This is a genomic window from Flavobacterium erigeronis (assembly GCF_054075165.1).
Map to the genome: position 1 here is coordinate 91,800 of NZ_JBSKGP010000014.1, position 12,467 is coordinate 104,266.

Annotated in this window: 13 protein-coding genes; 7 read left to right on the forward strand and 6 right to left on the reverse strand. The window is 33.9% G+C overall.

The annotated features are described in order from the left end of the window. From ACWA1F_RS22965 to ACWA1F_RS22980, 4 genes are read right to left on the reverse strand one after another with little or no spacing between them, the layout of a single operon-like run. Positions 1–1,710: a hypothetical protein gene (locus ACWA1F_RS22965; RefSeq protein ID WP_456897253.1), complete on the reverse strand. Its 1,710-nt coding sequence runs from the start codon at positions 1,708–1,710 to the stop codon at positions 1–3. Further along, a complete protein-coding gene (locus ACWA1F_RS22970; RefSeq protein WP_095929537.1) occupies positions 1,707–2,258 on the reverse strand; it encodes an RNA polymerase sigma factor in 552 nt (183 codons plus the stop codon). Before ACWA1F_RS22970 ends, ACWA1F_RS22965 begins: the two co-directional genes overlap by 4 nt. A gap of 51 nt (positions 2,259–2,309) precedes the next feature. After that, positions 2,310–2,711 carry a hypothetical protein gene (locus ACWA1F_RS22975; protein ID WP_456897255.1) on the reverse strand — a complete coding sequence of 134 codons (402 nt, stop codon included), beginning with the start codon at positions 2,709–2,711 and terminating at the stop codon, positions 2,310–2,312. A gap of 7 nt (positions 2,712–2,718) precedes the next feature. Further along, on the reverse strand, positions 2,719–3,594 hold the full coding sequence (locus tag ACWA1F_RS22980; RefSeq protein ID WP_456897257.1) for a protease complex subunit PrcB family protein: 876 nt from the start codon (positions 3,592–3,594) through the stop codon (positions 2,719–2,721). A gap of 187 nt (positions 3,595–3,781) precedes the next feature. On the opposite strand from ACWA1F_RS22980, the gene ACWA1F_RS22985 reads away from it, so the two are divergent. The 5 genes from ACWA1F_RS22985 to ACWA1F_RS23005 all read left to right on the forward strand — a co-directional run bounded on the left by ACWA1F_RS22985 (position 3,782) and on the right by ACWA1F_RS23005 (position 7,725). Continuing rightward, the gene (locus tag ACWA1F_RS22985; protein ID WP_456897259.1) at positions 3,782–5,155 is read left to right on the forward strand and encodes a DNA recombination protein RmuC; all 1,374 of its coding nucleotides are present in this window, start codon (positions 3,782–3,784) and stop codon (positions 5,153–5,155) included. Between the two features lie 564 nt (positions 5,156–5,719). Further along, a complete protein-coding gene (locus ACWA1F_RS22990) occupies positions 5,720–6,268 on the forward strand; it encodes an acyl-CoA thioesterase (protein ID WP_456897261.1) in 549 nt (182 codons plus the stop codon). 40 nt (positions 6,269–6,308) lie between these two features. Beyond that, a complete protein-coding gene (locus ACWA1F_RS22995) occupies positions 6,309–6,704 on the forward strand; it encodes a VOC family protein (protein ID WP_456897263.1) in 396 nt (131 codons plus the stop codon). A gap of 7 nt (positions 6,705–6,711) precedes the next feature. Further along, positions 6,712–6,921, forward strand: coding sequence for a hypothetical protein (locus tag ACWA1F_RS23000; protein ID WP_456897265.1), 210 nt, complete (start codon positions 6,712–6,714; stop codon positions 6,919–6,921). A gap of 237 nt (positions 6,922–7,158) precedes the next feature. Further along, positions 7,159–7,725, forward strand: a complete 567-nt coding sequence (locus ACWA1F_RS23005; protein ID WP_456897267.1) for a YceI family protein — start codon at positions 7,159–7,161, stop codon at positions 7,723–7,725. 151 nt (positions 7,726–7,876) lie between these two features. Here the strand turns inward: ACWA1F_RS23005 and ACWA1F_RS23010 are convergent, their stop codons facing one another. Then, positions 7,877–8,788: a TIGR01777 family oxidoreductase gene (locus ACWA1F_RS23010; RefSeq protein WP_456897269.1), complete on the reverse strand. Its 912-nt coding sequence runs from the start codon at positions 8,786–8,788 to the stop codon at positions 7,877–7,879. A gap of 98 nt (positions 8,789–8,886) precedes the next feature. On the opposite strand from ACWA1F_RS23010, the gene ACWA1F_RS23015 reads away from it, so the two are divergent. Further along, complete coding sequence (locus tag ACWA1F_RS23015; protein WP_456897271.1) at positions 8,887–9,546, forward strand: TetR family transcriptional regulator C-terminal domain-containing protein; 660 nt, start codon at positions 8,887–8,889, stop codon at positions 9,544–9,546. Beyond that, on the forward strand, positions 9,546–10,850 hold the full coding sequence (locus tag ACWA1F_RS23020; RefSeq protein ID WP_456897273.1) for an ABC1 kinase family protein: 1,305 nt from the start codon (positions 9,546–9,548) through the stop codon (positions 10,848–10,850). Before ACWA1F_RS23015 ends, ACWA1F_RS23020 begins: the two co-directional genes overlap by 1 nt. Positions 10,851–11,079: 229 nt before the next feature. On the opposite strand, the gene ACWA1F_RS23025 is transcribed toward ACWA1F_RS23020, so the two are convergent. Continuing rightward, positions 11,080–12,375 (reverse strand): cryptochrome/photolyase family protein, encoded by a 1,296-nt coding sequence (locus ACWA1F_RS23025; protein WP_456897275.1) that lies wholly within the window; start codon positions 12,373–12,375, stop codon positions 11,080–11,082. Positions 12,376–12,467 lie beyond the last annotated feature (92 nt).

Genomic DNA, 12,467 nt, shown 5'->3' on the forward strand with positions numbered 1-12,467 from the left:
TTAGAAATTAAAATTCAAACCAAAATTTAATCCCCATTGAAACTGGTTGAAAGACTGGCTGTTTAACGGATTGATATAATAATTTACCGCAGGTTCTACAAACACATTCGTTTTCTTGTACACGCGATACTGAACTGTACTGCTCAAAGTTGAACCGTAAACATAATCGTTGGCATCAATGTTTTGACCAATACTATGTCCGTCTAGGGCAACATTATTAGAAATCAATTTACCGACAAAACCTCCCGTATTCAAATTAATGCTCGCTCTGTTTTTATTAAAAACAGCATAAGAAACCTCCAATGGCATTTCTATATATCTCAAACTTTGATCCAGATTTCCGCTTTGTACATTGTCGCTTTTCAAAGCCTCTTTTGTACTATTCGAAACAAAAAGATATTCTGAACTATTTCCTACCGGAGCAGCATCACTCACCATAGAAGAAGCGCCAGGAACAAAAAGAGCATTGTTTTTGGCATTTACATAAGAAACATTGGCAACGCTTTGACCTAATTCGTTAAATTTCAGCCCCGAGCTTACAGCCCATTTTTTATTAATGTTATATTTTGTTTTAACACCGTAAGTGCTAGATTGTTTAGAATCGTTTACGTTTCCTAAAGTTTTTTCGTTGTTGGTGTTTTCAGAACTAGCGACACCGGCAAAAACAGCAAGATTCCATCTTTCTTTTGGATCAATTTTTTTATCCTTTTTCTCTTTCTTGTCTTTCTCCACTTCTGGAGTTGAAATTCCTTTTTCTAAATTCTGAAGTTCTGCAAGCTGCGCCGAATCAACTTTCGTTAAAGCATTACTGTTAAACTTCGAATTATCTTTAAAGCCGTCGTTCAAGTTATTCTTTAAATTGTTTTTCAAATTATCTTTAGAATCGCCTTTAAATGCTAACTCTGCAGAAGTATTTTCATAGACAGCTTTAGCTTTGGCTGTATTTTGTTTCGAAATATTGGCGTTTACATCTGAAGCTGAAGTATTAAAAGCAACATTTAAGTTGTTTTTAGTATTCAATTTTTCCTCAAAAATGGAGTTCGAAAGCTGTTTTTCTGTTTTCGAATTAAATTGGTTTGTTTTGCCAAATGCTACTCTTTCTTCAGAAACTCCTTTATAAGAAGATCTGTTAGAAGATTTAGCACTGTTTTCTAAAACAGATTTTTTAGAAGATTTCACAGAAGCTTTTTCTTCGGATGAAACAGAATTCTGAAATGCAATAGATTCGTTCGGAACATTAGCAGTACTTGGCGCACTGTATTTAGAATCTTTTTTATTGTTTTTGTTTGTGGAATTGGAATGTGCTACAGAAGTTTCTTCAACTTGGATTCCTGATCCTGTATTGAATTGATTTTTTATAGCAGAATTTTCGTTTAAAGAATCAGCTGTTTTGCTGCTATTTCTATTTTGATCTAGATTTTTGTTGTTAGCATCATCATTTGTCTTTTTGTCAAGAACAACACTATTTGTACTATTCTCTAAACCGCCGTTGTTAAGATTGATATTCTCAGGCGAAGCAGTAAAATGTAAAATTGTAGGCAGAAGCAACCCTAATAATAAGCATGCAGCAGCCGACCACCAAAGAACAACTCTCTTCTTCTTTTTAGGTTTGTCTAGTTTTTCTTCAATCTGACCCCATAATTCCGGTGGCGGAACAGTGGAAAAGTCTTCCATTGATGAAAAAATATCTTCTATTTTATGCTTCTTCATGCTGTTTTAAAATTTTTTATGCTCAAAATTCGCTTTTGTAATATATGTTTGGCGCGATTTAAATTTGATTTTGATGTTCCTTCGGAGATTTTTAATAGTTCGGCGATTTCCCGGTGTTTCATTTTTTCAAATACATACAAGTTAAAAACCGTCCGATATTGATCTGGTAAATCCCGAATGTACTCTAGCAGTTTTTCCTGTTCTATCGGTATCGCTTCGAGTTCCTCTTCTTCGACAAAATCGGTGTCGGGATCAAAAACATCTAAAAAGAAACTCTCTTTTTTCTTTTTATTTAAAGTTTCGATGAGTTTGTTTATAAAAATCCGTTTCAGCCAGCCCTCAAAACTTCCTTCAAACTTATACTGGCTTATTTTCTGAAAGGCAATTACAAAAGCTTCCTGAAAAACATCCTTCGCGTCATCTTCGTTCTTCATATACTTCAAACAGATACCATACAAAACAGGAGAGAACAGCTGATAAATTTTCAGCTGTCCCTCCCTGTCATTTTTCATGCACAGTTTGATGTATTTTTCTAACTCGTCTTTCAAGAAATGGTTCAAATTTGATTTTGCAAAAATAGTTTTAAATAGCTTACAAAACTATCTTTTAAAAATAGTTCGACTACCTTCTTGATTGTTGCTTACAATTGTTAGGTTTTGATTGTCAAGGTTTTCTATCACGTAAGTTTTGCCTTCAAACGTAATTAGGTCATGTTCTGATTGGTCAAAATATCCCTTTCCTTTTTCAATCTGATAAGCGCTATTTCTTATCTCTACATTGTTTTTATAGGTAATAACCCTTCCATTTTCAGTAAAGACAATTTTCTTGGTAAATCCAATTGTTTTTGGCGTTGCCACATAAGGATTAGTAGAACCTCCTATAGATTTTTCCCAAATCCAAGTATTTACTATAGATCCTGCTGCAGCCTCTTTAGAAGTGTTTACAGGCATCATCGATGTTAAAAGAAAACAGACAGTAAAAGACAATAAAAGTTTCTTCATGATGGTATTATTTTAAACTTGTAATTTTTTCCTGAATCGCTTTTTTGAAAAGTTTGATGTCGGCACTTTGATCTTGCGTATCATTATTATCGATAAAAACTTTTGTTACGCTTGCTCCTTGGCGCAGCTCAAAATAAATTCCGCCTTGATCTGCAGCATCTGGAGAACCGTACGTTTTAGTTTGGCCTTTTAAAGCTAAAATTTCAGCAGGAACACTTTTTAGGAATAAAGTATATTCACCTTTTTTAATTGTCGGAGTGTATTTGTACTGATTAAAATCATATTGTCCCGCTGCAACATTTAAGAATTTTAAAGTATTGTAGTCATTAATCTGGAAGAATTTTTGGCAGTCGCCACCAGTACAATTGCTGTTAAAGCTTCCGATAACAATGTTGTCTGAAGTTTCTGTTGTTTTATTAAAAATCATTCCTTTTGATGTTTTCGGAATCAAAACAAAATCATACGGATAAGTAGGAACTTGTGTTACGTTTTCGCCTGTAGCAGGAGCTTTTTCGTGGTAGTTCACTACAATTTCGCAATTGTTTTCTACAATAGAACTAATTACGATATCATAACCGCTTGTAGGTTTAGCGCCAGCAAAAATTCCAACTAAATATTGTTTGGTAAAATCAATGTTAGGATCACTTGCAACAGGACAGCTGTTAGCATGTTTTGAAAAGAACTCATCCATTTTTTCCTGAGAAGCAATAACTGCTACAGCAGGATTATTTGGCATATTTTTTACACTATAGTTACATGCGAAAGGAAAACCAGTAAAATTTACAACAGTATTGGCACCACAATCTACATAGTTATTTCCATCATTAAGAGAACAGGCGCTGAATCCGAAGGCTACAAACAAGCCAAGCATTAATTTTTTCATAATTATTTAAATAGGTTTATATCTTGTAGATAGCCGTTTAAAAGAATGGTTGCGTTGAGGTGCAATTTTTTTTGAAAAAAAATAAAATGTTGGTTTAGTTTGGATTAAAAATGAATTAGTGAAATTTCTGTTTTTAAAACTAAGTACTACGTATTATTGCGTACTTTTACGTAAAATAAACTTAGTTATGTCTGATTATATACCGTTTTTATTAGGTTTTGTTGTAGCGCTTTTTATTGGCATCTACGTAGGCAGAATGCTTTCTAGATCCAAATTTCAGTCTGAAAAAGCCATTTCAGAAGAGCGATTGAATGCGTTAAACGGTCAATTGCAGATGCAGAAAGAGCAGTTTGAAAACGAAAAAAATAATTTGCAAAAACAATTGCAGCTAAATAATGTTGAGAAAGAAAACATTCGAACAGAAAAAGACAGTCTGGCGATTCAGCTTTCTAAAAAAGAAGTTGATTTTGAAAATTTATGGGAACGCCATAAAGAACAGAAAAACGAAATCAGCGAACTTCAAGAAAAATTTACCAAAGAGTTTGAAAATCTGGCCAATAAAATCTTAGAAGAAAAATCGGCTAAGTTTACCGAACAAAATACCGTTAATATGAAAAATATCCTGACGCCTCTGCAGGATAAAATTCTGGTATTTGAACAAAAAGTAGAACAAACTCACAAAGAAAGTATTGATTACCATGCTGCTCTTCGTCAGCAGATTATTGGTTTAAGCGAAATGAACGCGCAAATGAGCAAAGAAACCTTAAACCTGACCAAAGCCTTAAAAGGTGACAGCAAAATGCAGGGAAATTGGGGCGAATTGGTTTTGGAACGTGTTTTAGAAAAATCGGGATTAGAAAAAGGAAGAGAATACGAAGTACAGCAGAGTTTTACCAACGCAGAAGGAAACCGCGTTTTTCCAGACGTTATTATAAATCTTCCAGACGGTAAGAAAATGATTGTCGATTCTAAAGTTTCGCTTGCAGCTTATGAAAAATGGGTCAATGAAGAATCAGAACTTTTAAAAATAGAATTCCTTAAAGAACATGTCATTTCCATCAAAAGACATGTGGACCAATTGGGCAGTAAAAATTATCATGATTTATATCAAATGGAAAGTCCAGATTTTGTCCTGCTTTTCATTCCGATGGAACCCGCTTTTGCCATTGCGTTAAACGAAGATCCGTCCTTATATACAAAAGCCTTTGACCGAAATATTGTGATTGTAACCCCAAGCACGCTTTTAGCAACTTTACGAACAATAGACAGCATGTGGACCAATCAAAAACAGCAGGAAAACGCCTTAGAGATAGCAAGACAAGCAGGCGCGTTATACGATAAATTTGAAGGTTTTGTATCTGATTTAGTTCGAATTGGAAATAAAATAAAAGACACCAAAACAGAATACGAAAGCGCGATGAACAAATTGGTAGAAGGAAAAGGAAACCTGATTTCGAGCGTAGAAAGGCTGAAAAAAATGGGAGCAAAAGCCAAGAAATCACTTCCCGATGCCATTATTGCAAGAGCAGTGAATACAGATGAAAATGAATTGCTGAATTAAAAAAATAAACCATATAAGTCATATAAGTTCATTTAATGCAATGTCTGACTAAGCGACGAAGGGCATATGAGAAGGAGATGCAACAAAGGGCTTCGACTCCGCTCAGCCTGACAGAATTGATTAATGCAATTGTCTCCCTGAGCGGAGTCGAAGGGCATCTCATGTCACTTAAACTGAAAAAAAATTAAATGAATAATTTTAAACACATAGGAACATAGAAATTAAGATTGGTGAAAAAGGCGTTTCACTTGCATAAATACACATAGCGCTGTGTTTAAAAAAATAAACCATATAAGGCATATAAGTTCACTTAATCCAAAACTTACTTTTTCTTATATGACTTATATGGTGAGAATAAACACATAGTTCTATGTGTTAGAAACTAGTTTCTTTCTTTTACTCTTTTCAAAAGAATCAAAATCTATGTTTCTATGTGTTTAAAAAAAATATACAGCTAATCAAAAAACAAAAAAACAAACCATATAAGTTTATTCAGTTCAAAACTTAAAAATATCTTATATAACTTATATGGTTTAAAATAAAAAAAACACCAAAAACAAAAACATGAGTACAGATTTTAAGCCCGTTTCTTCATCAAAAGTGAGCATATCAGAATTAATGCTTCCTTCGCATACTAACTTTAGCGGAAAAATTCACGGAGGATATATTTTACAATTATTAGATCAGATTGCATTTGCATCGGCGTCAAAATTCAGCGGCAATTACTGCGTGACTGCTTCTGTAGATACCGTAAACTTTCTAAAACCCATTGAAGTTGGAGAATTGGTAACCATGAAAGCTTCTGTAAATTATGTCGGAAGAAGTTCTATGGTAGTCGGAATTCGCGTTGAAGCAGAAAATATTCAGACAGGTGTTGTCAAACATTGTAATTCGTCTTATTTTACAATGGTTGCCAAAGACAAAGAAGGAAAAAGCGTTCAAGTTCCAGGATTGATTTTGTCTAATTTGCAAGAAATACGCCGTTTTAGAAAAGCAATAAAACATATCGAAGTTAGAAAAGAAGTCGAAGAACACGAAAAATTGGCCAACATCAATTCGATAGAAGATTTGGCGAGCCTAGAAAAATACAATGTTCTTTTAGAAATCAGCTAAATTTTCTTATATTTATTTCACACATTAAATACTAGAAAATATGGTCAAGTTTGGATATACAATATTATACGTTGAAAATGTTGAAGAATCTATTTCGTTTTATGAAAACGCATTTGGATTTTCGAGAAAATTCGTCTCACCAGAAAATGATTATGGCGAATTAATTACGGGAGAAACAACACTTTCTTTTGCTTCTAAAAAACTAGCGGCAAAAAATCTGCCTGATGGTTTTATCGAAAGTAGTTTAGAAGATAAACCTTTTGCTATAGAAATTGGTTTTATAACAGAAAATGTACCCGAAGTTCTGCAGAAAGCCACTTCTTTTGGTGCCATAATGGTTTCAGAACCGATTGAAAAACCGTGGGGACAGATTGTCGCGTACGCAAGAGATTTAAACGGATTTTTAATTGAGATTTGTACAGAAGTAAAAGGGTAATTTTTGAATGAACTATATAAAAGGAAAACCTTATCTTTTATTTTTAGCGCTAGCTGTCCTTCTGTTGAGTTTTGGCTTTTATAAAGGAGATGAAATCTTAGATATTAATATTCAGGATACTTATTTTATCATTTCGTGGAAACATTTCATGATTCTTGTGTCATTGTTTTTGTTTTTTATCTATGGAATTTACTCTATGGTAAAAAGAAGATTTTAAAAACATTTCACATCTGACAATTCTCATTTTACAAGAGAAAAACATTCACAAATATTTAGCATAAGTTCCAAAACTTTGCGTGCAAAAATTCCGTAACTTTAAGTGTAATTATTGGGTTACGGAATTTTTTCACTGAGTATTGCCGTTCAATTTTTCAGATTAATTTAGAATCTGATTTCCTTTTTTTTTCTTAGTCAGAATAAATTGAATGACATAATTGTTTAAATGCAGACGATTATGAAAACAACTACTTTATTATTTTTACTTTTTACCGCCTTTACTGTCATTGCCCAAGACAAATTTTTTACGAGTACAGGGACAATAAACTTTGAAGCGTCTGTTCCGCTGTACGAAGAAGTGACCGCTGTAAATAGACAAGTTGCCATACTTTTAGAGCCTAAAACCAGTACTTTTATCTGTACTGTTGTAATCAAAGATTTTCGTTTTAAATTGAATCTTATGCAAGAGCATTTCAATGACAATTACATGGAAAGCAATCGTTATCCTAAAGCCGTATTTAAAGGAAAGATTGAAAAATTTGATTTGAAAGATATTAATGAAACCGAAAAGCAATATCAGATAAAAGGAAAATTGAATTTAAGAGGCAAGTCAAAAGAGATTATCGTAAATGCTTTGATTAAAAGAGTTCCAGAAGGCATTCAGGTTATCTCCGATTTTCCTATTGCGGTATCCGATTTTAATATTCGCATTCCGAATTCTATTGCATCAAAAATTGCTCAAACGGCTAATACAGAACTGACGGGAATAGTACGCAGCGATGAAACCATGCTGACTTTAAAATAAATTTATTTTTCGGGTTGCGTAAATGGAACGCAGATGACACGGATTTGCTGCCGCAAAGACGCAGATTTACACTGATTTTATTTTAAAAAAATCCGTTTTTATCCGCGCTTTCGCGATAGCGAATCCGTGTCATCTGCGTTTCATGAAGAAGCTATTTTATACAGCTAATTAAAGTTTTTTCTAAATCGGTAGATTGAAATTCAAAACCTGTTTTCTGAATTTTCTCTGACGAAACACGTTGTCCCGTCAAGACTGCAATACTCATTTCACCAAGTAAAATCTTTAATACAAACGGCGGAACTTTAGGCAGCCATATCGTATAATCGTACAGTTTAGCCATAATTTTAGAAAAGCGGGAATTGGTCGTATTGTCGGTTACACAAGCATTGTAAGCACCTTCTAGTTTGGTATCTACAATGCTTTTTAAATAAATCTGGCACAAATCTTCAATATGGATCCAAGGCAAGTATTGTTTGCCAGAACCCAGAACAGCACCAAAACCAGATTTAAAGGTCGGAATCATTTTTTTTAAGAAACCTTCGTTTTTGCCTAAAACGATACCCGTTCTAACTTTGACCGTTCTAATGTTTAACGAACCAATTTTATCAGTGGCCTCTTCCCATTTTTGGCAAGTTATGCCAAGGAAATCATTTGCTGGAGGCGTATTCTCGGTACAGATTTTATGACTCGTAACTGCGCCATAAATTCCGATTCCAGAAGCAGAAACAAACGCTTCTAGTTTTTTATTATTCATTTCTAAAATCGAATAAATCATTTCTACAGGACGTACACGGCTTTCTATAATGGCTTTTTTACGTCTTTTGGTCCATCTTTTTTCGACAATTCCTTCGCCTGCAAGATGAATAATATAATCGGCATTGAGAATCGCATTTTTGTCAATATAATTTTTCTTTATATCCCATTTATAGTAAGTCACTCTTGGAGTGTCTTCTCTATTAGAACGACTCAAAATCGATACTGAAAACCCAGCTTCGATCAGTACATCTGTCAAATGTTTTCCGATGAAACCGGTGCCGCCTGTTAATAGAACATTTTGAGCCATAATAGTTTATAATATATTTAACAGTATATACTGTTTAAGGATTAGTAAAGGTACTTAAACAATGTTTACCTTTATGGCAAATTCTAAATTTTAATAAAATGGCGACTAAAAAAAAGGTAATTACCAAAGATGATATCGTTTCAAAATATATGGATGAAGTTCTAGAAAAAGGACAAAAACCAAAATCGGTTTATCATTTTGCCAAAGAAAATGATTTTACTGAAGCTGAGTTTTATACTTTCTTCGGAACATTAGAAGGTTTAGAAAAAGAAATATTCCGACTGTTTTTTGAAAACACAGTGAATCTTCTTCATAAAAATGAAGAATATCAGGGATACGATATGAAGAATAAAATGCTAAGTTTTTATTTTACTTTCTTCGAAATCCTGACTGCCAATAGAAGTTATGTTTTGCAATCGCTTAAAATAGATAAAAACCCAATCAAAAATTTAGTTCAGTTAACTACGCTTCGAAATAGTTTTAAAGAGTATGTTGCTGAAATTTTAACCGATGATTACAGATTGGAGCAAGAAAGATTTCAAAAATTTCAAGAAAAAGCCATTCAAGAATCTTCTTGGTTGCAATTAATGCTGACAATTAAATTCTGGATGGAAGACGAATCTTCTGCTTTTGAGAAAACCGATATTTTTATCGAAAAGTCTGTTAATGCTTCATTCGAACTTATGAATGTTGCGCCAATGAATCATCTGATTGATTTTGGAAAATTTTTGTTTAAAGAAAAAGTACACAGCAGATAATGAAAACAATTGATTATATCCCAACTTCAAAAATTGAAAGAGCGGGAAAATTGGTTCAAACTGGAGCTAAAATTGGCGTAAACTATGTAAAGCATTATGCCGAAAAAATAGTTAATCCCGATCTGACACGCGATAAATTAAACGAAAACAACGCCGAAGATATTTACGACGGACTAAAAAGCCTTAAAGGAAGCGCCTTAAAAGTGGCTCAAATGCTGAGCATGGACAAGAACTTTTTGCCTCAGGCTTATGTAGAGAAATTTTCTTTGTCACAATTTTCTGTTCCGCCACTTTCTGCTCCATTGGTTTTAAAAACCTTTAAAAACAATTTTGGAAAAACGCCTTATGAAATTTTTGACGAGTTCAACCCAAATTCGGTAAACGCTGCTAGTATTGGTCAGGTGCATTTGGCAAAGAAAAACGACAAAAAACTGGCCGTTAAAATTCAATATCCTGGCGTTGCTAATAGTATTTCGTCAGATTTGGCTTTGGTAAAACCCATTGCGATTAGAATGTTTAATCTTCAAGGAAAAGATTCTGATAAATATTTTAAAGAAGTTGAAGACAAACTGATTGAGGAAACGAACTATTTGCTGGAATTGAAACAAAGTCAAGAAGTGGTTGATGCTTGCGGTAAAATAGAAAATATTAAATTTCCGAATTACTATCCAGAGTTTTCATCAGAGAAAATCATAACCATGGATTGGATGACGGGAATTCACCTTTCTGAATTCACAGCCCAAAATACCGATCAGGAAGTGGGAGATAAAATAGGGCAGGCGCTTTGGGATTTTTACATGTACCAAATTCATGTTTTACGAAAAGTGCATGCAGATCCGCATCCAGGGAATTTTTTGGTCGACGATCAGAACCAATTGATTGCTTTGGATTTTGGCTGTATGAAACAGATTCCAGAAGATTTTTATGTTCCGTATTTCGAATTAATTAATAAAAATGTAATTACAGACGAAAAACTTTTCAACGAAAAATTATTCGAATTAGAAATTCTGCGTCAAGATGATACGCCTGCAGAAATTGAATATTTTACCGAAATGTTTCATGATTTATTATGGCTTTTCACAAAACCTTTCCAAAACGAAACCTTCGATTTTGCTGATGAAAAATTCTTTAACGCTATTGCCGAATTAGGAAAACGTTTCTCAGAAGATACCAACCTCAAAAAAATGAACGGAAATCGTGGCTCTAAGCACTTTATTTACATGAACCGTACTTTCTTTGGTTTGTATAATTTAATGTTTGATTTGAAGGCGAAGATTGTGGTGGATCATTATTTGAAATACTAAAGTTAGAAAATCCCAATATTAAAAAATCCAAATTCCAATTATACTAGAAATTCGAATTTGGATTTTTTTATTTCATTTCAAATTGCATCTAGCTTGTCTTCCTGAGCGGAGTCGAAGGACGGCATACTGCATCCATTCTGTGTGTCCTCACTTTGCGGTCCTTCGACTCCGCTCAGGAAGACATACGTCGAGCTAAAAAAACTGACAGGTTTCCTTGGAATTTGGAATTTTACTTAACGATTCCCTTCTTATAAGTTGCAATCGCGCGATCTCTGGCAAAAGCATGGTCGACCATTGGTTCGTTGTAACCCAAATCAAACTCTGGAATCCATTTTCGGATGTATTCTCCTTTTTCGTCAAATTTCTTTTGCTGGATTTCGGGATTGAAAACTCTGAAATACGGCGCGGCGTCGCAGCCTGTTCCCGCTGCCCATTGCCAGTTGCCAACGTTGGATGCCAATTCGAAATCTAACAATTTTTCGGCAAAATAAGCTTCGCCCCATTGCCAATTGATGAGTAAATGTTTGCATAAAAAACTTGCGACAACCATGCGAACGCGATTGTGCATATATCCCGTTTCGTTGAGCTGGCGCATTCCGGCATCGACCATTGGGTATCCAGTTGTTCCAGAACACCAGCGTTTGAAATCTTCTTCGTTATTGCGCCATTGGATTCCGTCGTAATTGGATTTAAAATTATGATTAACGCAATTTGGGAAACTAAACAGAATTTGAATAAAGAATTCCCTCCATATTAATTCGCTTAAAAAAGTCTGGTTTTTACGGTTGGCCCAATTTACGAGTTTTCGAATGCTGACCGTTCCAAAACGTAAATGCGCAGAAAGATAAGAAGTGCTGTCTAAGGCAGGAAAATCTCTGGTTTCTTTATAATTTGCAATTTGAGTTAAATTATAAGGCTGTACTTTTATGGTGCTTCTTTCAAAACCAATTGCGTCTAATTTTGGAAATTGGAATTTGTTTTTTGCAAAGTTCGATTGAAATGGAACAGAATCATATTCAGGTGCAGAACCAGAAAGATGGTATTTTTCTAGCCATTTATTTTTATAAGGTGTATAAACGGTATAAGGAAGTCCGTCTGCTTTTGTGATTTCTTTTTCTTCGAAAATTACATGATCTTTATAAGAGTAAGATTCTATATTGTTTTCTTTTAATAAAGCTGTGATTGCAGTATCACGTTTGATGGCAAACGGTTCATAATCTTTGTTGAAGAAAGCCGATTGAATGTCAAATTCTTCAATGAGTGATTTCCAGACTTCTGTTGTTTTTCCTTTTTTGATTAAAATCGAAGAATCTAGTTTTTGTAATTCGGAGTTTATTTTTTCGAGTGTATCGTAAATAAAAGTTACTCTGGCGTCGTTTTTTGGAAGGTGTTCTAAAATTTCATCATCGAAAATGAATAAAGGAATAACAGGAAAATCGGATTGTAAAGCGTGAAATAATCCTGTGTTGTCTTCTAGACGCAAATCACGTCTAAACCAGAAAAGGGTAACTTTTTGTTTTGTCATTGTTTGTTTTTTTTAGCCACGAATTCACGAATTTTTTTTGATATGTTTTGTGTTTTTTTTGCCACGAATTACACGAATTTCGCTAATTTTTT